The following is a 26,869-nucleotide window of genomic DNA, read 5'->3' as shown; positions in this document are numbered from 1 at the left end:
TGCAGTTTACCCCTCCGTCAAGGCTGAGGAAAATTGAGAGCCCCGAATCCGCCCATGCACCCACTGGTACAACACCGGTAATACCACCAGAGTCAGCAGCGTAGAGGAAATAATTCCCCCAATCACCACTGTCGCCAGCGGCCGCTGCACCTCCGCGCCGGTGCCCGTATTCAGAGCCATCGGTACAAACCCGAGACTCGCCACTAGCGCCGTCATCAGCACTGGCCGCAGGCGCAACATCGCGCCGTCCACCACCGACGTATACAACTCGCCACTCTCCCGCCAGCGCTCGCGAATAAACGACAGCATCACCAGACCATTCAGTACCGCCACCCCGGAGAGCGCGATAAATCCGACGCCCGCAGAAATCGACAGCGGCATATCCCGAAGCCACAGCGCCAATACCCCACCGGTCAATGCCAACGGCACTCCAGTAAAAATAATCAGCGCATCTTTCAACGAGCCGAAAGCCAGCAGCAACAGCGCCAGAATCATCACCAGAGTCAACGGTACCACCACAGACAAACGCTCACTGGCTGACTGCAACTGTTCGAAGGAACCGCCGTAATCGAGCCAATAGCCCGGCGGCAACCGTACCGAATCGGCAACTTTTTCCTGCACATCACGCACAAACGAACCCAGGTCCCGGCCGCGCACATTGGCCGTGACTACCACCCGGCGCTTGCCGTTCTCGCGACTGACCTGCCCCGGAACCGGCACCCATTCCACAGAGGCAACCTCCTCTAGAGGCACAAAGCCTCCGGAGGGCAGCGGTAGCGGCAGCGAGGTGAGGCCATCGATATCCCGGCGCAGAGGTTCGGGCAAACGCACCACCAGTTCAAAACGGCGATCGCCCGCGTAGATCAGCCCGGCGGACTCCCCTCCAATGGCCGCGGCGATCAATTCCTGCAGCGCCTGGAGATCGAGGCCAAACTGGGCCAGGGCGATACGCTTGGGTTTGATCGAGAGCACCGGCAGATCGTCAATCTGTTCGATACGCACATCCGCAGCACCTTCAACCTCCCGCACCTCGGCAAGAATTTCCTCCGCAGACTTGCGCAAATTGCCCAGGTCATCCCCGAAGATTTTTATTCCCAGGTCTGCCCGCACCCCGGAGATCAGTTCGTTGAACCGCATCTGGATTGGCTGGGTGAATTCGTAGTTATTGCCCGGCACCTGTTCCACAGCATCCTGCAACTGTTCAAGCAATGCCGTACGAGAAAGCGCGCTGTCCGGCCACTCCGATTTCGGCTTGAGAATGACGAAGGTATCCGCCACATTGGGCGGCATCGGATCTGTCGCCACTTCCGGGGTACCGATTTTGGAAAACACTCGCTGCACTTGCGGGAAAGCCAACAGCGCCTGATCCAGCTGTCGTTGCATCGCCACCGATTGCTCAAGGCCAGTACCCGGGACGCGCAATGCATGCAGGGCGACATCGCCTTCGTTCAGTTGCGGCACAAACTCGGATCCCAGAGAAATCGCCAGCCAGGCGCACAGCAGTACCAGCAACATTGCCAGGGAGACCACCAACCAGCGCAGCTGCAACGCGAGCATCAGCACTGGTCGGTACACGCTTTTCAATCCACGTACCACAAAGCTCTCCCGCTCCTGAATGCGACCACGCAGAAACACCGCTACCGCCGCAGGCACCAGGGTAAAGCAGAACACCATCGCCGCCAGCAGCGCCATCACCACCGTCGCCGCCATGGGGTGGAACATCTTCCCTTCCACACCGGTAAGGGTAAATAGCGGGATATAAACCAATGTGATAATCAGCACGCCGAACAGGCTCGGCCGGATCACCTCGTTGGTTGCACTGAACACAACGTGCAGGCGCTGCTGTAACGGTAACGCCTCCGCTTTGTCGCCCGCCGATGCCTGCGCCAGCCGGCGGATGGCGTTTTCCACAATAATCACCGCACCGTCCACGATCAGACCAAAGTCCAGCGCACCGAGGCTCATCAAGTTGGCGGATACGCCGGTGGCGCGCATTCCGGTGAGGGTGGCCAGCATCGCCAGTGGAATGACGGCTGCGGTAATCAGAGCCGCGCGGATATTGCCCAGCATCAGGAACAACACCGCGATGACCAGCAGCGCGCCTTCCAGCAGGTTTTTCTGTACCGTGGCGATGGCCTTGTCCACCAGCGTGGTGCGGTTGTACACGGCCTCGGCGCGCACACCTGCCGGCAGTGAACTCTGTATATCTTGCAATGCCATTGCGAGATCTTCAGAGACTGCGCGGGAGTTTTCCCCCACCAGCATCATTGCCGTACCCAGCACGGTTTCGTCACCATTTTGCGTTGCCGCACCGGTACGCAGCTCGCGGCCGATGGCAACGTCAGCGAGGTCGCCAACCGTTACCGGCGTCGCGCTGCTGCCATCCTTAGCAGTTCCCGGCACTTTAACCACCACGCTTTCGATATCGGCTATGGTTTCCAGCTGCCCGGGTGAACGCACCAGCAACTGGCTGCCACCACGCTCGACAAACCCCGCTCCGCGGTTTTGATTATTGCGCTGCAGCGCACTGACCACATCCTCCATGCGCACTCCAAAACTCAGCAGCTTGCGCGGATCCGGGGTTACGTGAAACTGCTTGCGGTAGCCACCGATGGTGTTGACCTCGGTTACGCCCGGCACCAGCGCCAGTTGCGGGCGAATAATCCAGTCCTGGATTTCCCGCAGCGCGGTAATATCGTAGGGCCTGCCGTTTTCCTGCCGCGCCTGGGCGTCGGCAGTAACGGTGTACATAAAGATTTCCCCGAGGCCGGTGGCAATCGGCCCCATTTTCGGTTCCAGTCCCGCCGGCAACTCATTGCGAATGGACGCCAGGCGGTTCGCCACCAAATTGCGGGCAACATAGAGATCGGTGCCCTCGTGAAACACCGCTGTGACCTGCGACAGGCCATAGCGGGAGAGACTGCGCGTATAGGCCAGCCCCGGCAGGCCCGCGAGCGCCGTTTCCACATGGAAGGTTACCCGCTGCTCCGCCTCCAGCGGTGAATAGCCAGCGGCTTGTGTATTGATCTGCACCTGCACATTGGTAATGTCCGGCACCGCATCGATGGGCAGGCGTTGATAGCTCCAGAGCCCGAGTGCAACGATGATGAGGCTACTGCAAAGCAGCAGCACCCGACGCTCGATGGAAAAACGCAATAGGGGTTCTATCATGCTATCCCCCTTAATGCGTATGTTCAGCAGTGGATTTTTCCAGTTCCGCTTTCAGCAGATAACTGTTTTCCACCGCGTAGCGCGCACCACGTTTCAGCCCGCTGCGCACTTCCACAAACTGTTTACCACGTGCCCCCAGTACAACCGGCACCGCTTCAAAGCGGCCAGGGCCATGCTGCACGAACACCACGGTATCACCATCCAGTGACTGCAGCGCCCGTTTATCCACCGCAAGCGGCACTTCGGCTGTGGCCACTTCGACATGCCCCTCAACAAAAATACCCGGCGCCCAGCTACCGTCGTGGTTGTCTACCAGAACACGGGCACGGGCGTAGGGAGAATTCTCACTGCCCGGCACCACACTGCGCACGGTGCCCGCGTATACGTGATCCCCGGCAATGACCCGCACCCGCTGATCTTTTCTGACCGATGCCATGCGTGCGGGAAAGACCTGCAGATCCGCCCACAATTGCGAATAATCCGCAACGGTAAACAGTACCTGGTCATTGACGTATTCCCCCGGGCCCGCATGCTTTGCGGTCACCATACCGGCGAATGGTGCGCGCAACTGGTATTCCTGCAGACTCTCGTTAGAATCCACCTCCGCCAGTACCTGCCCCTTTTTCACCGTATCACCAATGTGCACGTTAACCCGGGAAACCACACCGGAATAGCGAGCGCGAATATGACTGACCGCGGTCGGCTCCGGGTGCAGTTTTCCGTACAGTTTCAGGTACCGCTCGATTTTTTTCGGGGCGGTTACATCTGTGGACACGCCTGCACTCTTCAATGCTTTTTCGCCGACTTGCACTACCTTTTTTTCATCGTGTTCGTTTTCTTCGCGATGTCCGCCGGCGGCAAATACCTGGCCGGCCGGCATCAATAATAAAACCGCACTCCACAAGCCAATCTGAGAACGAAGTTTTCTCTTCAATATCTTTAATAACATATCGATAACCCTGAATTATTTTTCCACCGCGGTACTGGCAGGCAGTGCGTTTAGAGAAGCTGCGGTCAGCTGCTCAATTTCTGCTGCGGCCAGCAGTGCCTTTGCCGCCTCATCGATTAATGCGCGGCGTGTATCGAGCAACTCCTCTCGCGCAGCAACCCATTCCAGGTAGCCGTAGCGACCTGCGCGGTAATAGCGCTCGGTTTCCTCAAGAGCGCGCATCTGTGTCGGGATCACTTCGGCGCGCAGCTGACGCACGGAATCGATCGCCTGGGCACGCAGTGAGAATGCGCGATGTAGCTGTGTATAGAGATCGAGACGAACGGACGCGCGCTGTGGGGCTATTTCGTCGAGAGCGGCCTGGGCGCTGGTAATTTCTCCGCGGGCGCGCCGGCCGGAGAACAGGGGGACACTGACACCGGCAACCAGTGAGGTGCTATCGGTTTCACGGCTCTGGCGCAAACCGACCGACCAGCCGATATCCGCACTGGCGCCAGTGCGGGCGAGGCGCAATTGCGCGGCGGCAACGCGCTCTGCGGAAGCGAAGCGGGCGAGACGCGGACTCTCCTCCACAAGCTGGAAGAAGCTGGCAAAATCTCCAGCAGACCCCACGTCGTAAAGTGCGGAGCCATTGACGGAGAACTCCGCAGCGACATCCCCCCACATGGCCGCAAGCGCCACGCGGTCAGCACTTAACTGCTTTTGCACCGCATTAAAAGCTAGCTTTGTTTTCGCCAGTGCGGCCTCGGCACGCAACTTCTCCGCACGGGGCGCAGCGCCAGCAGCGACTCTGGAGTGCACCGCATTGAGCGTATCCTGCGCCAGACGAACGGCATCGGATGCCATCACTTGCCGCTCGCTGCTGGCGAGCACCCTGACGTAGCGCCGGGTGACCTCACCGAGTAAATCCAGCGCCTGAATCTGGCGCTCCATATCCAGCAGCAGGCGCTCGCTATTAACCGCCGCAACGCGCGCGTCGCGCTTGCCACCCAGTTCGATGACCGAAGAAAGCGCTACCGTAAGCTCAGCGTTTTCGCTGCCATCGGAACCGGCGAAATTTTCCATTTCGGCATCGAAATTTATCGCCGGCCGCAGCGCCGCCATCTGTACACGACCGCTCAGGGTTCGCTCGCGAAAATCAAATACCGCGAGGGATGGATTGCGCTGCAACGTCAGGCCCATGGCCTCCTGCAGCGAAAGAGTTGACGGAGGAAGAACCGCCGCGGTACCGGGCGCAGGATGAAACAGCAATACCAGTGCGCATACAGACTTTGCGCGCAGACAGGCGTACAGACGCCGGACGGAGGGCGTCGTCAGAATATACATATAGGTTTCCTGAACTATTGAACGAATTGCGCAGCCCGAATCACGGGTTGCGCGGTAAATTCAACAATTCAGGTAATAGGAGGGCGGAAAGGCGTGGAAAAGTAGCCGTGGACGAAGTCCGAGTCCACCGCCGCAGCCCAGCGGCTGGCGGTACGGTTGTGGGCAATAAGATTGGTCACAGGCAAACACAGCGAAGAGCTGCCGTGGCAGTGACAACAGTGACTGCAGTCCTGAACGGCATCCGGCTTCTGGTGCTCGTCGGGCATCACCTGTTCCAGCTGAACGATACCACCAGAATCCCCGGCACTATCACCGGCGCTATCACCAGCACTATCACCAGCACTGTGATTGCGGTGCTCGGCATGATCCAGGTGCGGGGTGCCATCCGCCGCGTCCTGGTGATGCGGCGGCAGATGTTGCAGGGAAGCTTCCAGTTCGCTGTGGCTGTCATAGCCCGACGACACCAGCTGGAATACCAGCAGTGCGGTCAGCACAAAGCCAAACAACTTGATCGAACTGGGTTTCAGCATGAAATTTCAGACCGGTGGTCGCGCGGTGAGTTCCGATTAAAACAAATCGCGCCCAATCAAACAAAGCGGTGGCAGCATCCCGTGCCAGCGATTAGCATGAAGTCCATGGTTCCAATGCTTTTACAGGTGCGATGACTTTACCCGCCGTATGGCTTCTCCACAGCAATGATGTGCCCGCCGACAGCGCCGATGCCAAAGCGTTGGAGCGCTTACTCTCTGCCGATGAACACGCGCGTCGCGCGCGCTATCACAATAGCGAAGCCCGCCACCAGTTTCTGCTGGGGCGCGCTCTGCTGCGCCGGGTTCTGGGGAAGATCAGCGATCAGCCACCAGAAGCTCTCAGCTTTTCCCGCAACGAAAACGGCAAGCCTTTACTCGCGTCGATGCCCGACCTGCACTTCAGCCTCAGCCACAGTGGCCAGTGGATCGCACTGGCGGTCTCCTGCGAAGCGCCCGTCGGTATCGATATCGAGCAGCCGAGCAAACCGCGGGATTTTCTGCGTATCGCCCGCCACTACTTCCACCCCCAGGAGTGTGCATTACTGGAGGCGCCGCCCCTGGAGCTGATGCCCATGCACTTTTATCGGCTGTGGACAATGAAAGAGGCCTTTTTCAAGGCCCGCGGCACCGGTATCTCCGAGGGGCTGGGGCGGATCAACCTGGCGGGCTACCACCTGGGCGAGGGAGTCTCGTTCGACGAAACCCTCGCCGACCGGGACGCTCCGTGGCAGTTCTACTACGCCATGCATCCACTACCGGACACCACGCAGCTGCACGTAGCGCTGGCGGGCACCGATCCAGGGCTGGGGGAGCTACAGCAAGAGGGTATCCACCGAGGCTTTGACTAAGCCTTTGGAGACTTTTCCAGATCTGGCGGCTAAACTGACGCCATCTGTATAGTTTCTATCCAGCTGTGACGAAAGAGTAATAATAATGCGTTCGGCATCCATAGCGAGAAAAGTCCACAAGTGGCTGTTTCTGTTTGTCGGCGTCCAGGCCCTGTTGTGGACCCTGAGCGGCGTCTGCATGGTGGTGATGGACCTGGACTTTATCCACGGCGATCACCTGGTCAAGAACCTGCGCGAGCCACTGCCGACGGAGCAGGGCACACTGGCGCCCACCCAGTCATTACTCGAGCGCTATAGCGGGGTGAAATCCATCCAGCTCAAGGCGCTGCAGGGCAACCCTTACTATGTGGTAAATACCGGCGAGGGCGCACACCTGATCGACGCCCGCAGCGGCCGCCAAGTGTCCCCCATCGACGGCGACCGCGCGCGCGCGCTGGCGGAGCACTATTACACCGGCAGCCTGCCTGCGGTCTCCGCCGAACTGATTACCGACAACCCGCCCACCGAGCTGCAATCCCGTGCACTGCCCCTGTGGCGGGTCAACTTTGACGACCGCTACGGCACCAGTTTCTATGTCGACCCGGATACCGGAGCGCTGGTCACCCGCCGCCACAATTACTGGCGCGCGTTCGATTTCTTCTGGATGCTGCACATCATGGATTACGAGGAGCGGGCCGATATCCACAACCCGCTGCTGCTGGTGATTTCCATCGTCAGCCTGACCGGCGTACTGGCCGGCCTGATCCTGCTGTTTTACAGCTTTGCGCGCAGGGAAAAAGCGGCCGGCACCGCGGCTACGGCGGGAGGTGCACAATGAATTTCATCAAGATCGCACACAAATGGCTGAGCCTCGTCATCGGCCTGCAGCTGGCACTGTGGCTGGCCAGTGGCCTCGCCTTCGCGCTGCTCGATTCCAGTGTGGTCGGCGGCCGCCATCTGGCGGAGCGCCATCCCGCCGCAGTTCTTTCCGTAAACCAGTCGGGCTCTGAGTCGCTGCGCTCGCATGCCGAGATCGCCGACCTGTATCACAACGCCGACAAGGCGGTTGTGGATATCCGCCTGCAGCCGGGTTTCGATCGCCCGGTATACCGGATTCAGACCACCGACGGCGTGGAGCTGCGCGATGCCCGCAGCGGTAACCCGCTGCTCATCGACGCGGCGATGGCCGCCGCCATTGCGGCGCACGACTACGCCGGTGACGACAGCCTGATCGGCACGCCGCAGCGCCTGTCGCAGCCGAATATGGAATCCCGCCGTCACGACGGGCCCGTGTGGCGTGTCGATATCGCGGACGAAGGCAACACCAGCCTGTATATCTCCGCGGCGGACGGCCGGATACTCGAGCGCCGCAACGACACCTGGCGGCTGTTCGACATCTTCTGGATGCTGCACATCATGGACTACACCGAGCGCCAGGATTTCAACAATCCGTTCGTGGTGATCTTCGGCATTGGCGCCCTGCTGCTGTCCATTTCCGGCTGCGTAATGCTGTTTTCCAGCTTCTCCCGCCACGACTTCAATCTGCTGGCAAAACTGCGCGGCAGCAAAGTGGCGGTAACCCTGCTCGATCAGGCCGCCACCCCGGTGCAGGAGCTGGCATTGCCGAGCGGCGTCAACCTGTTCGATGGCCTTGCCGCCAGTGGCGTGCAGCTGCCTTCCAACTGTGGCGGCGGTGGCAGCTGTGGCCTGTGCCAGGTACAGCTCGACGCCGACGCGCCGATCACCAGCAGCGAGAAAGCCCTGCTGTCCGCAGCGCAACTGGCAGCTGGCCAGCGCCTCGCCTGTCAGCAGCGCGCCGTGGCCGCCACCCGCCTGACACTGGATGACAGTGTATTGCAGGCCGGTGCCTTCACCGCCGAGGTCCAGGAAACCCGCTTCCTTACCCCGTTCATCAAGGAGATCCGCCTGGCGCCGCAAGGCCAGCGCCCGTTCGGTTTCCGCGCCGGTGGCTTCGTGCAGGTGGAGATTCCGCCGCACCAGCTGCGCCTCGCCGACATGCCACTCGACACACAGTACAGCGACGACTGGCAGCCCTGGCTCGGCGCCGCCGGCAGCAGTCACGCATCGCCCCTGCGCCGCTCCTATTCCATGGCCAATGCACCGCAGGAAAGCACCGATGCGAGCGGCAATGATTCCATTCTGCTCAACGTGCGGATACAGCCGCCGCCCGCCGGACAGGAAACCCTGCCCGCAGGTGCCGGCTCCAGCTACATGTTCAATCTGCAGCCGGGCGATCAGGTGCAGTTGAGTGGCCCATTTGGCAGCTTCCATGTACAGGACAGCGAGCGCGAGATCATCCTGATTGGCGGCGGCGCGGGTATGGCGCCACTGCGCTCGATGATTGTCGACCAGTTACGCAATCAGGCCACCCAGCGGCCAATGCGCTTCTGGTACGGCGCGCGCAACTTGCGCGAGGTGTTTTACGCGGAACTGTTCGATGCACTGGCGCAGCAATACGACAACTTCCAGTGGCAGCTGGGCCTGTCGGAACCGCGTCCACAAGATGCCTGGCAGGGTGCGACCGGCTTTATCAGCGATATCGCCGCGGACAGCTACCTGCGCCAGCATCCGGACATCGGCAATTGCGAGTTTTATCTGTGCGGGCCGCCCGCCATGCTGCGCGCGAGCATCGCAATGCTGCAGCAACTCGGCGTACGCGAAGAGCAGATCGCATTTGATGATTTCGGCAATTGAGCGGAAAAACGGCGCGCACCGGAAACCTTTCGGTACGCGCCGTTGTCCACTTGCCATAGCGAATAGCAACCCCTAACCTTCGGGCTTCAACGAACAACCGGCTGACATGCAAAGATTTATCGCACGGATCATGGCAACGCTTATGATGCTGTCTGTCTTCGGACAGGCGGCGGCACAGCCGTGCGCGGAAATGTCAGCACCGGCAATGGCCAAAGCCTCGGTCATGGACATGGGTGGCAATCCTGATTCCAAGGTCAAAGCCACCCACCACCAGGCTATGGATAACACGCAGACATCCGCGCATTGTGGAGATATGCCCGCCACTTCATCGCCCAGCAGTACTGACCACTGTGCGCAGTCCTCCGCTACTGGTGTGAATACCACCGGTGAGCCGTGCAATGCGAGCTGCAGTTGCTGCCCCAGCCACTGCGCAACCGTGTTGCCGCCGGTGGAAACGGCCGGCATCCCCATGCCTCGTACTGCCCTGCAAGTGACCTACCGGGATCTCGCCTCGTCTGCCGAGCCCGAATCCCTGATCAAACCACCCCGGTCTGCCTGACCCGGGGATCCCCGCGCACCCACTGGCGCACTTTCCCCCATTTCAAACTCTTGCGATATCAGCGCTCCGCGTTTTGTCATCGCGTGCGTTTTGCTGTCGTCCGTATCCCACTGTCGAAACCGGGCCCAGCACCACTATCCAAACAGCACTACTAGCAAAACAACACCGTCACCAAAACAGTACCGTCACGCAAACGTGACCAATACAAGGTTGGAATTGATTTATGAAACAGAATGTTTTTCTGCGCAGCCTCGCCATTTCCGCACTGCTCGCATTGACCGCCTGCGCCAAAGCCGATCACGACCACGATATGGGTGAAGACAGCCCCGATGTCGCGGCCGTCGCCCCCATCGCCTCTACGCTGACCACCTATAAAAGCGCCACTTGCGGCTGCTGCAAATTGTGGGTGGAACACGCCGCCGACAACGGCTTCGAAGTCGACGCGCAGAACGTTTCGGACCTGAATGCCGTCAAGGACAAGTACCAGATTGCAGCGGAATTCCAATCCTGCCACACCAGCGTGTCACCGAACGGCTATGTTTTCGAAGGGCATATCCCGGCAAAACTGATTCGCCAGTTCCTGCAAAACCCGCCCGCAGGCGCGCGCGGCCTGGCGGTACCTGCCATGCCCCTGGGTAGCCCCGGCATGGAAGTGGGCGACCGCTTCACTCCCTATAAAGTGCTACAGCTCAACAAAGATGGCAGCACCGCGGTATACGCGAGCATCGACCGTTTTGAACAACAACACTGAGGTACTCATGAACAGATCCCGAGAACCCCAGATTGCACTGCCGGCTCTGTCCCGGCGGCGCTTTGTCACCGGTGTTGCCGCCGGCGCGGCGCTGCTGGGTATGCCCGCGAGAGCCAGCAGCGCCTCACCCCGTGCCAATCCGACGCCGCAGACACTGCGCGGAAACCAGTTTGATCTGCACGTAAATTATCAGCCGGTGAATTTCACCGGTCGTGAGCGCACCGCGGTAGCCACCAACGGCTCGGTGCCCGGACCCATCTTGCGCTGGAAAGAGGGAGAAACCGTCACCCTCAATGTCACTAACCATCTGGCCCACGACACCTCCATCCACTGGCACGGCATTATCCTGCCCACGGGTATGGATGGTGTCCCCGGGCTCAGCTTCAACGGCATCCGCCCCGGCGAGACGTTTACCTACCAGTTTGCGGTAAACCAGAGTGGCACCTACTGGTACCACAGCCACTCGGATTTCCAGGAACAGCAGGGGCACTACGGTTCCATCGTCATCGATCCCGCAGAGCCAGATCCGGTGGCCTGCGATCGCGATTACGTGGTGATGCTCTCCGACTGGAGCGACGAATCGCCCCACGATATATACGCCAAGCTCAAAAAAGAAGGACACTACTACAATCGCCGGCGCCGTACCGCCGGTGATCTCTGGAGCGAGATTCGTCAGAAAGGCGTCGCCCAGACCTGGCAGGACCGCAAGATGTGGAACGAGATGCGCATGTCCGATCGCGATATCTCCGACGTCACCGGTTACACCTACACCTATCTGATGAACGGACAGACCCCGGATGGCAACTGGATGGCGCAGTTCAAACGGGGAGAGAAGGTGCGCCTGCGCTTTATCAATGGCTCCGCCATGTCGATTTTCGATATCCGGATTCCGGGACTGAAAATGACAGTGGTGGCGAGCGACGGCCAGAACATCGAACCGGTTACCGTGGATGAGTTCCGCATCGGCGTTGCGGAAACCTACGACGTCGTGGTTGAGCCGGTAGACGACCGCGCCTATACCCTCTTCGCCCAGACCATCGACCGCAGCGGTTATGCCCGCGGCACCCTGACACCGCACCCGGAACTGCGCGCCGAAGTCCCGGCGATGGATTACGCCCCGGTCCTCACTCACCGCGACATGGGCATGGATCATTCCGGCCACAATATGGGCGGCATGAGTGGCATGGACCACAGCGGCCACGATATGGGCAACATGGGTGATATGGATCACAGTGGCCACGATATGGGCAACATGGGTGGCATGGATCACAGTGGCCACGACATGGGCAGTAAGGGGGGCATGGACCACAGCGGCCACGACATGGGCAGCATGAGCGGCATGGACCACTCCCAGCACGCAGGCATGCAATCAGGTAGTGCCGGGCAGTACAGTCTGCACGGCGGCCGTCCCGAGCTCGGCGGCATGCAGGGTGTCTGGTTTACCGATGGCCTGGGCCGCGCGGGACACGGCAGCAACAGCCCCATCGTGCATCTACCCAGCGAGTATCGCTACGGCGTGGATATGCGTGCGGAAATGCCCGGCAATGGCCTGAACGATCCCGGCATCGGCCTGCGCGATCACGACACCCGCTACGGCCGCCGCGTGCTCACCTATGCGGATATCCGCAACCTCACGCCCACGCTCGACAAGCGCGAGCCCACCCGCGAACTGCAACTGCATCTCACCGGCAATATGCACCGCTACATGTGGTCGATGGACGGAATCAAGTTCAACGATGCCGAGCCCCTGATGCTGAAGTACGGCGAGCGTATCCGCATCACTCTGGTGAACGACACCATGATGACGCACCCCATTCACCTGCACGGCATGTGGAGTGAGCTGGAAACCGGCGACAGCGAATATATCCCGCGCAAACACACCATCCTCGTGCAACCGGGCTCCAAGATCAGTTACCTGGTGACTGCAGATGCCTACGGCCGCTGGGCCTACCACTGCCACCTGCTTTACCACATGCCCGGCATGTTCCGGGAGGTGCGTGTGGTATGAGGAGTCTGCAAATGAACAAGAAAACCTTACTGGCATTAACCCTGGCGGCGCCACTGGCGCACGCCGCGGAAGAACCGCACACGCATCCCCCCCAATCGATGCAGGGCGACGAACACGCGGCGCATCAGCATATGGGGCACGGCAAGCCGGCGCAGCAGGATGCCAGCGCACCTGCGGCAGCGAATCTCCGCCACGCCCCCAATGAACCCGATCATGTGATGGATCACGAAGTGTTGCTGACCAAGGTCACCATCGACCAACTGGAGGCGCGCGAGCACGATGGCGGCGCGCTGGAGGGCAGCGTGTGGTTCGGTGGTGACAAGCACAAGGCGTGGTTCAAAACAGAGGTGGAACAGGAAGAGGGGGAAATCGAAAAAGCCGAACTGCAGGCATTGTACAGCCGCGCCATTGCCCCCTACTGGGATCTGCAGATGGGCGTGCGCCACGACTTCGAACTGGAAAGCGACAGCCGCAACTGGGGCGTCCTTGCCCTGAACGGACTGGCGCCCTACTTCTTCGAAGTGGACACATCGCTGTTTGTCGGCGAAGAGGGGGACACCGCACTGAGGGTGGAAGCCGAGTATGAGCTGCTGTTCACCCAGCAGTGGATTCTGAGCCCGGAAATCGAAATGAATTTCTTCGGCCAGAATACACCCGAGTTCCACACCGGTTCCGGGCTTTCCGATATCGAGGCGGGGCTGCGGTTACGCTACGAATTTACGCCGCAGTTCGCCCCCTACATCGGGGTGAACTATGAAAAAAAATTCGGTAACACCGCAGATTTCGTCCGCGACGAAGGGGAGTCCACCAGCGAAACTACCTGGGTGATCGGGCTGCACGCCTGGTTCTAAACTGAAATCCGGGGCAATGATTGCCCCGGATTGCTTTCACAGTTGCGGGCTTCCACGGTAATTTGTCGATTTTATTCATCGGGAAACCAGTAGTCCCCGGTACATTTTCATCTGGCAGGTAAAAGGGTATTCGCCTTTTTGCAGAGCCGGAAGATTCAACTCGGTGACCTTGTGTACAGCCAGTTGCTTGCTGATATCCAGATCTGAAAACACAACATACTCGGCACAGGGACTGGGGTCCTCCCGCCTGAAATGCAAAGTGATTTCCTCGCCGGCGGGCACTTCGATTCGATCCGGATCATACACACCGTCCTTCACCAGTATTTCCAGAGTATCCGAGTAGTGCTCACCGCCATTTTTACGCCCGGCCAGCCAGAACCACCACACGATGGCAGCGATCAGCAACAAGCCGAGAATATTCACCAGTAAACTCATCAGTTCTTCTCCCCTGCAACTTGCGTGGGACGGAAAAAGCGCAATCGGTTGGCATTACTCACCACGGTCACCGACGAAAACGCCATGGCTGCACCGGCGATTACCGGGCTTAGCAGCGCGCCGGTAACCGGATAGAGGACCCCGGCGGCAATGGGAATCCCCAGCGTATTGTAAATAAAGGCCCCAAACAGGTTCTGTTTGATATTGCGCAGAGTCGCGCGGGACAGCTCGATCGCATCGGCGACACCATGCAGGGACGAGCGCATCAAGGTGACATCGGCGGTCTCGATAGCCACATCGGTACCGGCACCGATCGCGAACCCCACGTCGGCACGGGCCAGCGCTGGCGCATCGTTGATACCATCCCCGGCCATCCCGACTTTTTTGCCCTTGTCCTGCAGTTGGGACACCAGTTTTTCCTTGTCTTCGGGCTGCAGGTCCGCGTGTACTTCGTCGATATTCAGTTGCCTGGCGACAGCTTCGGCGGTAGCGCGATTGTCACCGGTCAGCATCTGTACCGTCAGACCGGCTTTTTGCAGCCGCGCGACCGCGGCTTTGGCATCGTCGCGGATGGGGTCGGCAACGGCGATCACACCGGCCGCTTTTCCATCCACAGCGGCATACATTGCGGTGCGCCCCTGTTCCGCCAGTGCTTTTGCCTGCAACGGCCAGTCACCTTCCGGAATACCTTCTCTTTCCAGCAACTTGCGATTGCCCAGCAGCACCTGTTTACCACCTATATTGCCGCGTACGCCATGCGCGGTAATCGCCTCGAAATCCTCTACTTCCGATAGTTGCAGATCTCGTTCTTTCGCTGCCTGCACTATGGCTTCCGCCAGGGGGTGCTCCGAGCCGGCCTCAAGGGACGCCAGTAGTGCGAGCAATGTATCTTCATCCAAATCCGTTTCTATATCGGTCAGTTTCGGCGCGCCCTCGGTCAGGGTTCCAGTCTTATCCACAACAAGTGTGTCTAGATCACTGGCCTGCTGCAGGGCCTTGCCGTTGCGAATCAGAACACCGTGTTCCGCCCCCTTGCCTACACCCACCATCACCGACATGGGCGTTGCCAAACCGAGCGCGCAGGGACAGGCAATGATCAGTACCGATGTCAGCACCACCAGCATATGGGCGGCTCTCGGATCCGGTCCGATGTTGAACCAGACCAGTGCGGCCAACACCGCAATGATCATTACCGTCGGCACAAATATCGCGGAGATCTGATCCGCCAGACGTGCAATGGGGACCCGGGAGTTCTGTGCGTTGCGCACCATTTCAATAATCTGTGACAGGCGGGTTTCCGCACCGACTTTCTGTGCTTCAAAAATGAGGGTGCCGTTCTTGTTCAGGGTACCCGCAGAAACAGCATCGCCCTCAACCTTCTTCACCGGTACCGGTTCGCCGGTAAGCATGGATTCGTCCACCAGGCTGCTGCCCACCCTGACGACACCATCTACCGGCACCTTTTCTCCCGGACGCACCCGCATGCGATCACCGGGCTGGACGTCTTCGAGTGGTATATCCACTTCCTCGCCATCACGCAGTACTCTCGCGCTGGTATCCTGTAACTCCAGCAATTTTTCTACTGCCGCACTGGTTTTACCGCGCGCGCGCACCTCCAGGGCCTGACCGAGGTTGATCAGACCGATAATCATCGCGCTGGCTTCGAAATACACATGTCGCGCCGCTTCGGGAAGCAGTCCCGGCGCCAGTACCACCATCATCGAATAAAGCCAGGCAGCCGCAGTACCCAGTGCGATCAGGGTATCCATGTTCGCATTGTGATGGCGGAACGCTTTCCAGCCGCCGGTGTAAAAGTGCCCCCCGCAGAACACCATGACCGCCAGTGTCAGCAACCCAACGGCGCCCCAGGCGAGTTGTTCTGTCGGGGTAGTCACGGTCATCTCGCCGGTAATCAATCCCCAGGCCATCAGCGGAATCCCGAGACCAAGCGCCACCCCGCAGCGCCACAGAAGCTGCCGATAATGGCGCTTGTCTTCTGCTTTTTGCTGTTCCCGCTGTTCGCGGGGGTCCTTACGGGCGGGTTTGGCGCCGTAACCGACCTCTTCTACCGCCTGTATGCAGCGCGTCTGGTCCACATCGCCCACTACCGACAGTGTCTTTTCCGCGAGATTAACCTTCGCATCCTCGACACCGGGAACACTCTCAAGGGCACTTTCAATCTTGCGTACACAGCTGGCGCAGGATGCACCACTGAGGGCGAATACCTGTTTCTGCTTCTGGCTCATAATCTGCTAAATCCTGTGCTTACCCTATATGCAGCCATCATAAAAGCTTCCCCCCAGGGCAATGCAAATACTGTATTTCAGACATCAGTCCACAGAGGTAGTAACGCACCCACGGCGAGCCAGAATAGCGCGACCACGGCCAGGGCTAGCAATATTTTTTCTTTGATTGAAGCGGTTTTTAGAGCGGGCATCCCCGACTGAAAAAAGCGCCAGACAAAAAATGCAGCGGATATCAGCGCAAATCCAATATTGAAAAACAGGGTGTAATCAACTTTGAAAAAATCGCGATCCACCACCTGCTTGGCAGAGGCCGGGTCCGGTAACAGGTCAAACGCGGCAAACCCGTAGTGAAGCAGCAGGGCACTCGCGACAAGGATCAGTAAAAACACCGCGAGAATATACAGTGCCATTTTCCAACCGTAATAGCGGGCCTGAATACGCAAGACCGGAAGTACAACCAGATCACTGAAGATAAACGCCATAATGCCAGCGAATGCAACACCATTACCAAACAGTACTGCAGCGAGAGGAATGTTACCCATCGAGCCAATAAAGGTAAAAAACGCGGCGACAGGCCCCACGATACATTGCATTAACACCTGCCAGAACGCCGGGTCGGCATCACCGGCTCCGATAAAAAGTGTCTGGAAAAAAGTTTTTGGCACAAATACGGCAATGATCCCGGCCACCGTAAACCCGACCGTGACATCCCGCCATACCATATGCCATTCCATGACATAACGATTCGCAACTCGCGCCCAACCTTTACGTGAGAAAAGGAGTTTTTTCCAGTTGGGGGAATCCTCGTTTCCGTCATCGCTGTCTTCCGCCTCACGCGCATGCTCTCGCGCCTGTTTTTCCAGATGCTTCGGTAAACTGACGGCCACCAGCGCCCACATCAACAGGATCAGCAGAATACCGCCCAGATATTCCGCCACCACAAATTGCCAACCGAGAAATATCGCAATCACGATACCCAGCTCGATAACAAGATTGGTGGATGCGAGCAGAAATGCGAGCGAAGGAATCAGTGAGGCGCCCTTGGCAAACAGCGCGCGCGTGGTGGCCAATGCAGCGAAAGAACAGGAACTGGAAATGAACCCGAAAAAAGAAGCGAGGCCGACACTGCGCGCGTCAGCCTTGCCCAGGTTTTCACGCATTCGCCGGCGGGTGACAAATACCTGCACCATACTGCTGATCAGGTAGCCCAGGGCAAAAGCCCAGAATGCCATCCAGAAGAGGCCGAGGGTGGTGAGTGCGGACTGGTGCCACTGGGAGAGGAAGGTTTGCATGGCGCTCGGGTTATCGAGGTTGAGTACAAGGCGCAAATGACGACGTATGGCGGTTAATAGATAGCTCTCTGACACTCTAGCAGTCGCCACCGGCGAAACCAGACCGGAACCACCAGTCACCTGACGTTGTACCCTGTAACCCGGCCCCGGCAGTGGTAGAATCGCGCCATGAAACATCCCCTGCTCTCGGAAAGACCGCTCCACTTCTCCCCGACTCTGGCCGCGACCCTCGGCCTGGAGGAGGCGGTGCTGCTTACCGCATTGGGGGACCTACTGCCGTTCCTGGGTGTGGAAGCCCATCCCGGACGGGACTGGTATACGATCAATGGTGATCAGCTTCAGCAGTTGCTACCGTTCTGGCAGCCTGCCGACGTGCAGCGTGTCGCCACCAGCTTGCGTAATCAGGGGGCATTACTGCTGGGCGCTGCGCCCTATGGGGAGAGCGGCCTGCTCAAGTTCGCCTTCCCGGCGCCCGCCTCCCAGGGGACTGCCCGTCCACCCTCGGCGCGTCAAGCCGGCGGCGGCACGTCCGGCGACACATACGGGGCGCGCAGTGCGAATACCATTGGCCCCAACTGGACACCAGACAACGAGACCCTGACGCGTATCAGCCAATTGGGCATTCCGGAGCACTTCGTCCGGGAGCAAGTGCCTGAATTCGTCACCTACTGGCGTGATCGCGGCGAAAGCCGGCACTCCTTCGGCTCCCTGTTCCTCAAACAGGTAAAGAACAAGTGGGAGGCATTCCGCGCGACCCACGGACGCAAGCAGCCACTGCCGGAATCCTGGCATCCCGATGAGGGTACGTTGAGCAAGCTCTCTGATGAGGGGGTTCCCAGCACCTTTGTGCGTCGCTGCCTGCAACGCTTTGTCGAGTACCATCGCAATAGCGGCAAGCAGTCGGTGTCCTGGGATCTCGAGTTTAACGACTGGGTTACCGAAGACTGGGAGAAGCAGGACACCCCGTTTATCGAGAAGCGCAAGCCGGTACCCATGACCCGGGACTGGCAACCCAGCGAACACACCTGGGAGCAGATGCGCCGACTGGCCATCAACCCCAGTTTTGCCGCAGAATTACTGCCGGAATTCATCTACAAGTGGCTCGAGCGCGGCGGTCACAGCGCGCGCTGGGGCGAACAGTTTATCGAATACGCGCGGATCGAATGGGCCTACTACTGTCAGGGGATCGAAAAGAACCCGATCGCCAAGCCCATTTCCCGCAATTGGCAGCCTTCGAGCGACTGTCTCGGGCATCTACTGAATCAATGTGAAATCGACCGTGAATTTGCCCTCGGCCTGGTCCCCGAATTCCGTCTCTACTGGCGGGAACAGGGCGCAGCGCGCAAGAGCTGGGACGCCGTCTTCGTGCGCCACGCGCGCTACCAGTGGGCCGAGCGCAACAAGTTCGCGATAGGACAACATCATGGCAAGCCACAAGAATCCGGGCACTCAGGTAACCAGCGCACAAGGGACACATCAGTCTGGGACATCGTCACAGACACAAACTGGTGATCCCGAACTGGACGCGCGCAAGCGTGCACTGAACGAAGTATTCGGACTGCTCAAGCTCAGCTATCACAATCAGTTCAACTCGGCCTTCCCCGACGTGCAGACACTGAACCACGCCAAGCGGCTGTGGCTGGAGTCCCTTTCCGGCTTTTCACCGGAACAGATGGTTGCCGGCGCCAAGCGCGCCATCCGCCAGTGTGAGTTCCTGCCTAACGTACACCGTATGCTCCAGTTGTGTGCCGAGGGCGAAAATGGCCTGCCCGAGGCCCGTGCGGCCTACCGCGAAGCGTGCAACGCACCGAGCCCCAAGGCGAACCATAACTGGAGTCACCCGGCGGTGTACCACGCCGGTCGCGCGGCGGACTGGTTCTTTCTCGCCAACAATCCCGAATCTTCCGCTTACCCGGTATTTGCTGCGCACTATAAGAAAATATGTGAACGCCTGATGGCCGGCGAAACGCTGCCGGCACCACAGCAGGTACAGCTCGAACACCAGACCGCCAAGCCATTATCAAAAGCTGAAAATGCCAAGAAGTTGGCGGAATTGCGCGCACAGCTCAAAATATGATGTGATATCAGGGCCGTATAAAGGTCCTGCGGCCACTTCCCAACGGATTTTATCGGGAGTGGCTGCCGCAAAAATTCATCGACTCCAGAGCAGGTATCGCCATGGTCAGGCCCCTTCTTCTGCTTGTGGTACCCCTTTCTCTGCTTGGCAGCAGCCTCGCCAGTGCAGACTTCTATTCACATCGCTACGGCGGTCTGAGCCTACAGAGCACAGCCCTTGATCCCGTTTGTTCCAGTTCCCGCGGCTTCGTGGAAGGACTGAATCGCGATCAGCAATCCGCAGAATTCATCGGCTGCTCGGACAGCGGCACAGGCGTAAAACTCTACGCAGGCTGGCGTTGGAGCCCGCTAATGGCCGTAGAGGCCGACCTGCGCCAGACCGCGACCGCCACCAGCAGCTTCTGTGTGAGTAACCCGCAGTTTTCCTATATCAACGTCAAAGACAGAATCACTACCCGCATGGGGAACGCATTCTTTGTCGGACACTTTCCCGTGGGCGGATCCGGCCTGAGCTTCTTCGGCAAAGTCGGCGGCGGCTTCTGGCTGAGCCAGCTTCGCTCCCGCCAGTCAGGCGAAGCCATTGCCATTCTCCAGCTGGAAGACGGAAGCCTGCAGCCTGTAGGTATCCCTGTTGACGGAACTTACTCACAGAACACGAGCGGTTTTCACTGGGGCTACGGTGCCGGTATCAGTTACCGTATAAAAGACCGCTGGAGCCTGCGTGCAGAGTGGGAGCTCTTTCCCGAGGTGGGTAGCGATGAACTTTCCGGCGAATACCAGGTTGAGTCCGCCTCTCTCGGCTGGAGTGTGCACTTCTAAATTCCGAACTGTGCACAAAATCCCGTTGATCCAGAGATACCTCGCATTGCGGGGTATTTTTTGTCTATCTGTTGATAATTCTCCGTAACGCTGTGGATTGATTTTGTGAAAGTTTTCTAAGTTATGCACAGACGTGTTACTCACAGAAACGCTGGACATAGCTGGGGATAAGCCGGGGATATTGGGCTTAGACGGTATGGTTGCTAGGCTGTACGCCGTGCACAAAAAAACGACGGCCAGTTCAGTCGCCTGGTCTGGCCCAGAGATGGGCCAGATACATACTCACGCCAATCCGCGGACAGAAGCGCATAAAGCCCATTGGCGCTACAAAACCGCTACGCTATAAAGCTTCCGAAGCTGCCTTTCGTTGTAATAACGCTGAGATTACCTTGCCTTGCATATACTCCGGGATTGCTGCGCCTAATAGTTGCAAAATGCTAGGCGGCAGATCAAGAGCATGCCCTTCTCCCACCTGCGCGTCAGCCGCAATCTGATCACCCGCGGCCAAGTAGAATCCAGTGTGACGGTGACTACCGGCACGAAAATGCGGAACCGGTCCTATAGTTCCGAACCTGGGATGCTCGACGCAATCACTCGCAAACTTTTCCTGCCACGTTACCACCAGGTCGGCATCCGATAGTTTCTCATTCGAATCCAGCGGGTCTTCCCGCATCTGCAGAGTCTTCGCTACCATTGGTTCACCGGTTCGAACACAACGCAGCTCCCCCAGAACTTCGCGGATTTCGTCAATGACAGATTGGAAATCACCCGGTTCAACCACGCCGTGGACTTCACGCCCTTTCACATTGACCCGAATGTAACCTTCCGAAAAACTCCCCAAAGCGAATCCCTTCATATTGGGCCAACAGTTTCTGTACCACACTGAAGGCATCCAGGAGGGAATATCACTAAAACGCTCGCTCGCCTTAACCGGGCACATAGGGAAATCTGGCTGATCAATCTCGAAGTATCGCGCCCAATACCGATACAAACGCGATGGTAGTTTCTTTCTGGCCAGTTTTCTAATCCAGCCGCCGGGCTCAACGGTATTCCAGATATGCCGCGTCCAAGTGCCCCATTCTTGTTCCAGTAACAATTCTGTCGAATGCAAGCCACTTGCCAGTGCAGGCCTACCGTAATGCCAGCGGTACATAAGTTCTGGCAGAAAGAGCGTAGACGGAATATCCATAGTATTGGCACCCATCCCGTGCGCGGAAAAAACGAGTACTGTCGCACCCTCTGGTGCCGAATCGACGATCTTCCCGATAGCGCGGTCTATCGCCATGAGAATCTCTTTCATCGGCCGCTCGGGTAAACCTTCCTTACCAGGAATATTGCTATCGCAAAGCGGGTGGTCCGGTTCAAACTGCCAAAAATTATGCCCTGCGCCGTGGGTCTCACCAAAGACAGTAAGAAATAGATCCCAGGGCTCACGCTTTAATAGTTCAACACCCACACACGCGCGCCGATCAATACCGTCCATAAGGCGGTCATAGACCTGTTTCACTTCGTCCATTGATAATGCATGGGCATAATCGGCATGTAGCCCCGGGTGCACCCCATACTTATCCGTTATCTCTTGATATAGCTCAGGCGGGCTCGAAGCGGCGCTAACCTGGGGTGAATGGGAGCCCCAAGCATTGACCTGTATACCATTTAGCCCTTTCTGCAAGCGAATTTGGGGAATATCGAAACAACACACCCGATATTTGTCTCCCAATGCAAAAAATGCAGGGAACTCTTCATACTCATAGGCAGCACGAGTACGAACCTGATAATCCGCGGTATATTTTATCGGTGTCCAGTAGCCTGTCTTTTCTGGCATAACGCCAGTAGCAAAGGTTGTCCAGGGTAATTCAGCCGTAAACTCAGAAAAGTTCTCGAGCCTGCCGTAAGCCCCTCGCGCCCTTAATTCTTTTAGTACCGGCATATCGCCTGACGCGATGAATTCTTCCACCATCGAGGGTTCCGCAGAGTCCAGACCAATAACAATCAATGTCATAAACAATCCTTGTAAATAGCGACTATTAAATTATGTAGAGAGTTTAAAAATCACATGCAATTCAATAGGCTTACGCCCAGCCGAGTATTTCGTGGGCATTTCTAACAATATTCTTTGCCCATGACTCCCAGTTAAGTCGCTCCTCAAAAACTCTTTTACTAGTCGCTGAAAAACGACGATATGCCTCAGGGTCATCCAGCCATATACGGATGACTTCCGCATATTCCAAGCCCGAAGCATCGGGCTGAAATAACAAACCATTAACACCATGTTCGACCAAAGATGGGATTCCGCCCACATTAGACACCAATGCCGGGATACCGAATGCATTCGCTTCTGCAATCACCATCGGCGTGCAATCTGCTTTAGTAGGCAATAGTAGAAAGTGGCTATTAGCCATGACCTCGGAGAACTGCTGCTGGCCTACTTGGGTATTTTTATCAAGAAATGGGTGAATAGTTACGCGGGAAGTTTCGCGAATACTATCCGGGGATGCCCCGATGATCGTCAAGTGTGCCTGAATTCCCATTTCTGTAAGAAGTGATAATGCTTCGAGCGCCTCTTGGCCACCTTTACGCTCCCAGTCCTTCCCGATAAAAACAAGATTGACCCCCGCACTTAAAGGCGGCTTTATGATCGATGAAACGGATGAATCCAGATTCAAACCAAACGGAAAGTGTGTAAATTTTTCAGGTTGAAGTAATATCTGTTCGGTAAAAGTTTTCTTCGCCAACCCCAGCATATACTCGGAAGAAAATACGATTCTGGCAGCACTACTATATGTCTTCTGCTCATTCTCCACATACTCGTGTCTTAGTGGTTGGCCATAATTCTCGTGGAGATATGTATAGGTTGCGTCGGTTACGAATACAATCGGTGGAAGTTTCTCAAAGTCTTTTAGGCGTCCAATAATATTAGAGGCGACAGGCGCCAGGAGAATATCGTACCTCGCTTTAAGCTGCGCTATCTCGGGTTTCAATACGGCTTCAAACCGTCTCACCTTAAGCCTATTTAAAAAGTCATGGAGCGGTGAGAAACCAGCGCCTTTAGCCAGCCTTTTTCCCAACTTGAAAAGCAGCTCTTCAACCATGTTGCGCTTTGAATGAAAAGACTGACAGACAATTTCAACGTCCACATTCTGTAGTTTTTGAAGACTGTGATACATGTAGTACACAGTTCCGCTGAAACTATTTTTGTCGAGCGGGTTGTGGCTAGTAATAAATCCGATACGCAGCATTGGATTACCGTAAGTCCTTTTCCGGTACCTAATTTATGCAACCTGCGGACAACGCAGTTCTTAAAACTTAATAAACAATGTTCTTAGCCAAAAGCCACGCTTATACACTGCGTCAACAACACTTAATGACAGGCAAAAATAAGCAGAGCTCGGCCTTCAGAAGGCTTCTAACGCCAGGCCTTTTTAATCGACTAGTTGCATTAAGCCATTCTATTTATCTTTATTCCCAGAATGGCGGACGAAATATCTTGAAAGTAGTTTTCAAGAGTACACCGTTTAGTGTGATTTGTAAGTCCTTCTTGAGACCAGTTCAATATTCGGACTGACCTCCTTCAAACTGCGCCCGTATATTTTTCAACCAGATCAATATGGGATAAAGGCTGCCGTTTAATTTACTTGTGGATTGTTTTATTTAGCTTTTTTTGAGTTATACACAGGCGCGTTACTCACAGAAACTCTGGACAGAGCTGTGGGTAAGTGTGGGATATTGGGTGTGAGTGGCGTGGTTGTTGGGTTGCGGAAAACGTTTAAAAAAGCGACGGTGTTTTTTTGGGCGGGTTTGGTTTTGTAGGTGTGTGTGGATATAAAAAAAGGCCCTGGTCGTTGGTTCGAGCAGGGCCTTTTTTGTGTTCGATTTTTGTGTTCGGTCTGGTGGTGTGGGTCGCTGGTAGTCCGCGGACCTACACTGGGTGGCGAGCGGTGCGACGCCTTTGGCGCCCGTGCCTTTGCACCTGCGGTGCGGCCGGGGTCGCGCACGACCGCTCACATGGCAGCGCTTTGGCGCTGCGTGGTAGTGGCAGTAATTCACCGTATCCAAAATAAAAGAAAGGGCCACCCAAATGGGTGGCCCTTTCTTTTATTTAGAAGCCTGACGATGACCTACTCTCACATGGCGAAACACCACACTACCATCGGCGATACTGCGTTTCACTTCTGAGTTCGGCAAGGGATCAGGTGGTTCCACAGTTCTATGGTCGTCAGGCAAACTGGCTTGGGTTGGCTTGGTCTTATGAGCTTGTGCTCTGCGCTGCCGCTTGACTGTCCGTTTGCCACTGCTTCCGCAGTTAACAGTCAACCCAAATAAGTCGGTAAAACATTCTGTAGTAATACACCGCAAGAACTGTATGTCTCGTCTGGCGCACAATCCACTGATCGATCATCTGATCAGTAATCGTTAGTAACCATCTCTGTTGTATGGTCAAGCCGCACGGGCAATTAGTACTGGTTAGCTCAACGCCTCACAACGCTTCCACACCCAGCCTATCAACGTGGTAGTCTTCCACGGCCCTTTAGGACTCTCAAGGAGTCAGGGAAATCTAATCTTGAAGGAGGCTTCCCGCTTAGATGCTTTCAGCGGTTATCCCGTCCGAACATAGCTACCGGGCAATGCCACTGGCGTGACAACCCGAACACCAGAGGTTCGTTCACTCCGGTCCTCTCGTACTAGGAGCAACTCTTCTCAAATTTCCAACGCCCACGGCAGATAGGGACCGAACTGTCTCACGACGTTCTAAACCCAGCTCGCGTACCACTTTAAATGGCGAACAGCCATACCCTTGGGACCGGCTTCAGCCCCAGGATGTGATGAGCCGACATCGAGGTGCCAAACACCGCCGTCGATGTGAACTCTTGGGCGGTATCAGCCTGTTATCCCCGGAGTACCTTTTATCCGTTGAGCGATGGCCCTTCCATACAGAACCACCGGATCACTATGACCTACTTTCGTACCTGCTCGTCATGTCTGACTCGCAGTCAAGCGCACTTATACCATTATGCTCATTGCATGATTTCCGACCATGCTGAGTGCACCTTCGTACTCCTCCGTTACTCTTTGGGAGGAGACCGCCCCAGTCAAACTACCCACCATACACTGTCCTCGATCCGGATAACGGACCAGAGTTAGAACCTCAAACATACCAGGGTGGTATTTCAAGGATGGCTCCACAATGACTAGCGTCACTGCTTCAAAGCCTCCCACCTATCCTACACAAGTAGGCTCAAAGTTCAGTGCAAAGCTGTAGTAAAGGTTCACGGGGTCTTTCCGTCTAGCCGCGGGTACACTGCATCTTAACAGCGATTTCAATTTCACTGAGTCTCTGGTGGAGACAGCGTGGCCATCGTTACGCCATTCGTGCAGGTCGGAACTTACCCGACAAGGAATTTCGCTACCTTAGGACCGTTATAGTTACGGCCGCCGTTTACCGGGGCTTCGATCAAGAGCTTCGCCGAAGCTAACCCCATCAATTAACCTTCCGGCACCGGGCAGGCGTCACACCCTATACGTCCACTTACGTGTTTGCAGAGTGCTATGTTTTTAATAAACAGTCGCAGCCACCTGGTCACTTCGACCGGCCTCAGCTTAGGGAGCAAGTCCCATCACCAAAACCGGCGTACCTTCTCCCGAAGTTACGGTACCATTTTGCCTAGTTCCTTCACCCGAGTTCTCTCAAGCGCCTTGGTATTCTCTACCCGACCACCTGTGTCGGTTTAGAGTACGGTTCGCAATTGCCTGAAGCTTAGAAGTTTTTCCTGGAAGCATGGCATCAACCACTTCACTTACCGAAGTAAGCTTCGTCATCAGCTCTCGGCCTTAGGGACCCGGATTTGCCTAAGTCCCCAGCCTACTACCTTAAACACGGACAACCAATCGCCGTGCTGGCCTAGCCTTCTCCGTCCCCCCATCGCAATTGTAAGAAGTACGGGAATATTAACCCGTTTCCCATCGACTACGCCTTTCGGCCTCGCCTTAGGGGTCGACTTACCCTGCCCCGATTAACGTTGGACAGGAACCCTTGGTCTTCCGGCGAGGAGGTTTTTCACCCCCTTTATCGTTACTCATGTCAGCATTCGCACTTCTGATACGTCCAGCAAACCTCACAGTTCACCTTCAGCGGCTTACACAACGCTCCTCTACCATGCTCATAAGAGCATCCGCAGCTTCGGTTATCAGTTTGAGCCCCGGTATATCTTCCGCGCGGGCCGACTCGACTAGTGAGCTATTACGCTTTCTTTAAAAGATGGCTGCTTCTAAGCCAACTTCCTAGCTGTCTGGGCCTTCCCACATCGTTTCCCACT

Annotated in this window: 19 protein-coding genes and 2 rRNA genes (1 of these 21 only partly in view); 10 read left to right on the top strand and 11 right to left on the bottom strand. The window is 57.0% G+C overall.

Annotation, left to right across the window (positions count from 1 at the left end):
- Nucleotides 1–6: 6 nt before the first annotated feature.
- The 4 genes from HUW35_RS08990 to HUW35_RS08975 form a co-directional block, all read right to left on the bottom strand.
- Nucleotides 7–3,171 carry an efflux RND transporter permease subunit gene (locus HUW35_RS08990; protein ID WP_181255222.1) on the bottom strand — a complete coding sequence of 1,055 codons (3,165 nt, stop codon included), beginning with the start codon at nucleotides 3,169–3,171 and terminating at the stop codon, nucleotides 7–9.
- A gap of 10 nt (nucleotides 3,172–3,181) precedes the next feature.
- Nucleotides 3,182–4,051 (bottom strand): efflux RND transporter periplasmic adaptor subunit, encoded by an 870-nt coding sequence (locus HUW35_RS08985; RefSeq protein WP_219932677.1) that lies wholly within the window; start codon nucleotides 4,049–4,051, stop codon nucleotides 3,182–3,184.
- Nucleotides 4,052–4,135: 84 nt separating this feature from the next.
- Nucleotides 4,136–5,446: a TolC family protein gene (locus HUW35_RS08980; protein ID WP_181255220.1), complete on the bottom strand. Its 1,311-nt coding sequence runs from the start codon at nucleotides 5,444–5,446 to the stop codon at nucleotides 4,136–4,138.
- Between the two features lie 68 nt (nucleotides 5,447–5,514).
- On the bottom strand, nucleotides 5,515–5,976 hold the full coding sequence (locus HUW35_RS08975; protein WP_181255219.1) for a hypothetical protein: 462 nt from the start codon (nucleotides 5,974–5,976) through the stop codon (nucleotides 5,515–5,517).
- A gap of 131 nt (nucleotides 5,977–6,107) precedes the next feature.
- Here HUW35_RS08975 and HUW35_RS08970 point away from each other — a divergent pair, with 131 nt between their 5' ends.
- The 7 genes from HUW35_RS08970 (at nucleotide 6,108) to HUW35_RS08940 (ending at nucleotide 13,687) form a co-directional block, all read left to right on the top strand.
- Nucleotides 6,108–6,824 carry a 4'-phosphopantetheinyl transferase superfamily protein gene (locus HUW35_RS08970; protein WP_181255218.1) on the top strand — a complete coding sequence of 239 codons (717 nt, stop codon included), beginning with the start codon at nucleotides 6,108–6,110 and terminating at the stop codon, nucleotides 6,822–6,824.
- An 85-nt stretch (nucleotides 6,825–6,909) separates the two neighbouring features.
- On the top strand, nucleotides 6,910–7,641 hold the full coding sequence (locus HUW35_RS08965) for a hypothetical protein (RefSeq protein ID WP_181255217.1): 732 nt from the start codon (nucleotides 6,910–6,912) through the stop codon (nucleotides 7,639–7,641).
- Complete coding sequence (nqrF, locus tag HUW35_RS08960; protein WP_181255216.1) at nucleotides 7,638–9,518, top strand: NADH:ubiquinone reductase (Na(+)-transporting) subunit F; 1,881 nt, start codon at nucleotides 7,638–7,640, stop codon at nucleotides 9,516–9,518. Before HUW35_RS08965 ends, nqrF begins: the two co-directional genes overlap by 4 nt.
- Before the next feature lie 142 nt (nucleotides 9,519–9,660).
- On the top strand, nucleotides 9,661–10,077 hold the full coding sequence (locus tag HUW35_RS08955) for a hypothetical protein (protein ID WP_219932676.1): 417 nt from the start codon (nucleotides 9,661–9,663) through the stop codon (nucleotides 10,075–10,077).
- Nucleotides 10,078–10,300: 223 nt separating this feature from the next.
- Nucleotides 10,301–10,828, top strand: coding sequence for a DUF411 domain-containing protein (locus HUW35_RS08950; protein ID WP_181255214.1), 528 nt, complete (start codon nucleotides 10,301–10,303; stop codon nucleotides 10,826–10,828).
- Nucleotides 10,829–10,835: 7 nt separating this feature from the next.
- Nucleotides 10,836–12,836, top strand: a complete 2,001-nt coding sequence (locus HUW35_RS08945) for a copper resistance system multicopper oxidase (RefSeq protein ID WP_181255213.1) — start codon at nucleotides 10,836–10,838, stop codon at nucleotides 12,834–12,836.
- A gap of 11 nt (nucleotides 12,837–12,847) precedes the next feature.
- Complete coding sequence (locus HUW35_RS08940; protein WP_255463579.1) at nucleotides 12,848–13,687, top strand: copper resistance protein B; 840 nt, start codon at nucleotides 12,848–12,850, stop codon at nucleotides 13,685–13,687.
- 75 nt (nucleotides 13,688–13,762) lie between these two features.
- Here the strand turns inward: HUW35_RS08940 and HUW35_RS08935 are convergent, their stop codons facing one another.
- The 3 genes from HUW35_RS08935 to HUW35_RS08925 form a co-directional block, all read right to left on the bottom strand.
- Entirely contained in the window at nucleotides 13,763–14,122 is a 360-nt protein-coding gene (locus HUW35_RS08935; protein ID WP_181255212.1) for a cupredoxin domain-containing protein, read from the bottom strand.
- Entirely contained in the window at nucleotides 14,122–16,368 is a 2,247-nt protein-coding gene (locus HUW35_RS08930) for a heavy metal translocating P-type ATPase (protein ID WP_181255211.1), read from the bottom strand. The genes HUW35_RS08935 and HUW35_RS08930 overlap by 1 nt, the downstream gene beginning before the upstream one ends.
- A gap of 77 nt (nucleotides 16,369–16,445) precedes the next feature.
- Nucleotides 16,446–17,735, bottom strand: coding sequence for a permease (locus HUW35_RS08925; protein WP_219932675.1), 1,290 nt, complete (start codon nucleotides 17,733–17,735; stop codon nucleotides 16,446–16,448).
- 93 nt (nucleotides 17,736–17,828) lie between these two features.
- Between HUW35_RS08925 and HUW35_RS08920 the strand changes: the two genes are divergently transcribed.
- The 3 genes from HUW35_RS08920 to HUW35_RS08910 all read left to right on the top strand — a co-directional run bounded on the left by HUW35_RS08920 (nucleotide 17,829) and on the right by HUW35_RS08910 (nucleotide 20,555).
- Nucleotides 17,829–19,172 carry a DnaT-like ssDNA-binding domain-containing protein gene (locus tag HUW35_RS08920; protein ID WP_181255210.1) on the top strand — a complete coding sequence of 448 codons (1,344 nt, stop codon included), beginning with the start codon at nucleotides 17,829–17,831 and terminating at the stop codon, nucleotides 19,170–19,172.
- Nucleotides 19,084–19,737: a replication protein P gene (locus tag HUW35_RS08915; RefSeq protein ID WP_255463578.1), complete on the top strand. Its 654-nt coding sequence runs from the start codon at nucleotides 19,084–19,086 to the stop codon at nucleotides 19,735–19,737. Before HUW35_RS08920 ends, HUW35_RS08915 begins: the two co-directional genes overlap by 89 nt.
- 101 nt (nucleotides 19,738–19,838) lie before the next feature.
- Nucleotides 19,839–20,555: an outer membrane beta-barrel protein gene (locus HUW35_RS08910; RefSeq protein WP_181255209.1), complete on the top strand. Its 717-nt coding sequence runs from the start codon at nucleotides 19,839–19,841 to the stop codon at nucleotides 20,553–20,555.
- A 340-nt stretch (nucleotides 20,556–20,895) separates the two neighbouring features.
- Here HUW35_RS08910 and HUW35_RS08905 read toward each other — a convergent pair whose 3' ends face one another.
- The 4 genes from HUW35_RS08905 to HUW35_RS08890 form a co-directional block, all read right to left on the bottom strand.
- Nucleotides 20,896–22,557 carry an alkaline phosphatase family protein gene (locus HUW35_RS08905; protein ID WP_181255208.1) on the bottom strand — a complete coding sequence of 554 codons (1,662 nt, stop codon included), beginning with the start codon at nucleotides 22,555–22,557 and terminating at the stop codon, nucleotides 20,896–20,898.
- Nucleotides 22,558–22,627: 70 nt separating this feature from the next.
- Complete coding sequence (locus HUW35_RS08900) at nucleotides 22,628–23,794, bottom strand: glycosyltransferase family 4 protein (RefSeq protein WP_181255207.1); 1,167 nt, start codon at nucleotides 23,792–23,794, stop codon at nucleotides 22,628–22,630.
- An 866-nt stretch (nucleotides 23,795–24,660) separates the two neighbouring features.
- Nucleotides 24,661–24,776, bottom strand: a 5S ribosomal RNA gene (gene rrf / locus HUW35_RS08895).
- A 212-nt stretch (nucleotides 24,777–24,988) separates the two neighbouring features.
- A 23S ribosomal RNA gene (locus tag HUW35_RS08890) occupies nucleotides 24,989–26,869 on the bottom strand (it continues 1,005 nt past the right edge of the window).

The sequence above is a fragment of the Microbulbifer sp. YPW1 genome, from assembly GCF_013367775.1.
Taxonomy (GTDB): Bacteria; Pseudomonadota; Gammaproteobacteria; order Pseudomonadales; family Cellvibrionaceae; genus Microbulbifer.
The sequence above is the reverse complement of the archived record's forward strand: the minus strand, read 5'-3'. Positions and strand labels throughout refer to the sequence as shown.

Excerpts from the sequence above, each read along its gene's own strand:
- HUW35_RS08990 (WP_181255222.1), bottom strand. The coding sequence starts at position 3,171 with ATGATAGAACCCCTATTGCGTTTTTCCATCGAGCGTCGGGTGCTGCTG.
- HUW35_RS08985 (WP_219932677.1), bottom strand. The coding sequence starts at position 4,051 with ATGCCGGCCGGCCAGGTATTTGCCGCCGGCGGACATCGCGAAGAAAAC.
- HUW35_RS08980 (WP_181255220.1), bottom strand. The coding sequence starts at position 5,446 with ATGTATATTCTGACGACGCCCTCCGTCCGGCGTCTGTACGCCTGTCTG.
- HUW35_RS08975 (WP_181255219.1), bottom strand. The coding sequence starts at position 5,976 with ATGCTGAAACCCAGTTCGATCAAGTTGTTTGGCTTTGTGCTGACCGCA.
- HUW35_RS08970 (WP_181255218.1), top strand. The coding sequence starts at position 6,108 with ATGACTTTACCCGCCGTATGGCTTCTCCACAGCAATGATGTGCCCGCC.
- HUW35_RS08965 (WP_181255217.1), top strand. The coding sequence starts at position 6,910 with ATGCGTTCGGCATCCATAGCGAGAAAAGTCCACAAGTGGCTGTTTCTG.
- nqrF (WP_181255216.1), top strand. The coding sequence starts at position 7,638 with ATGAATTTCATCAAGATCGCACACAAATGGCTGAGCCTCGTCATCGGC.
- HUW35_RS08955 (WP_219932676.1), top strand. The coding sequence starts at position 9,661 with ATGATGCTGTCTGTCTTCGGACAGGCGGCGGCACAGCCGTGCGCGGAA.
- HUW35_RS08950 (WP_181255214.1), top strand. The coding sequence starts at position 10,301 with ATGAAACAGAATGTTTTTCTGCGCAGCCTCGCCATTTCCGCACTGCTC.
- HUW35_RS08945 (WP_181255213.1), top strand. The coding sequence starts at position 10,836 with ATGAACAGATCCCGAGAACCCCAGATTGCACTGCCGGCTCTGTCCCGG.
- HUW35_RS08940 (WP_255463579.1), top strand. The coding sequence starts at position 12,848 with ATGAACAAGAAAACCTTACTGGCATTAACCCTGGCGGCGCCACTGGCG.
- HUW35_RS08935 (WP_181255212.1), bottom strand. The coding sequence starts at position 14,122 with ATGAGTTTACTGGTGAATATTCTCGGCTTGTTGCTGATCGCTGCCATC.
- HUW35_RS08930 (WP_181255211.1), bottom strand. The coding sequence starts at position 16,368 with ATGAGCCAGAAGCAGAAACAGGTATTCGCCCTCAGTGGTGCATCCTGC.
- HUW35_RS08920 (WP_181255210.1), top strand. The coding sequence starts at position 17,829 with ATGAAACATCCCCTGCTCTCGGAAAGACCGCTCCACTTCTCCCCGACT.
- HUW35_RS08915 (WP_255463578.1), top strand. The coding sequence starts at position 19,084 with ATGGCAAGCCACAAGAATCCGGGCACTCAGGTAACCAGCGCACAAGGG.
- HUW35_RS08910 (WP_181255209.1), top strand. The coding sequence starts at position 19,839 with ATGGTCAGGCCCCTTCTTCTGCTTGTGGTACCCCTTTCTCTGCTTGGC.
- HUW35_RS08905 (WP_181255208.1), bottom strand. The coding sequence starts at position 22,557 with ATGACATTGATTGTTATTGGTCTGGACTCTGCGGAACCCTCGATGGTG.
- HUW35_RS08900 (WP_181255207.1), bottom strand. The coding sequence starts at position 23,794 with ATGCTGCGTATCGGATTTATTACTAGCCACAACCCGCTCGACAAAAAT.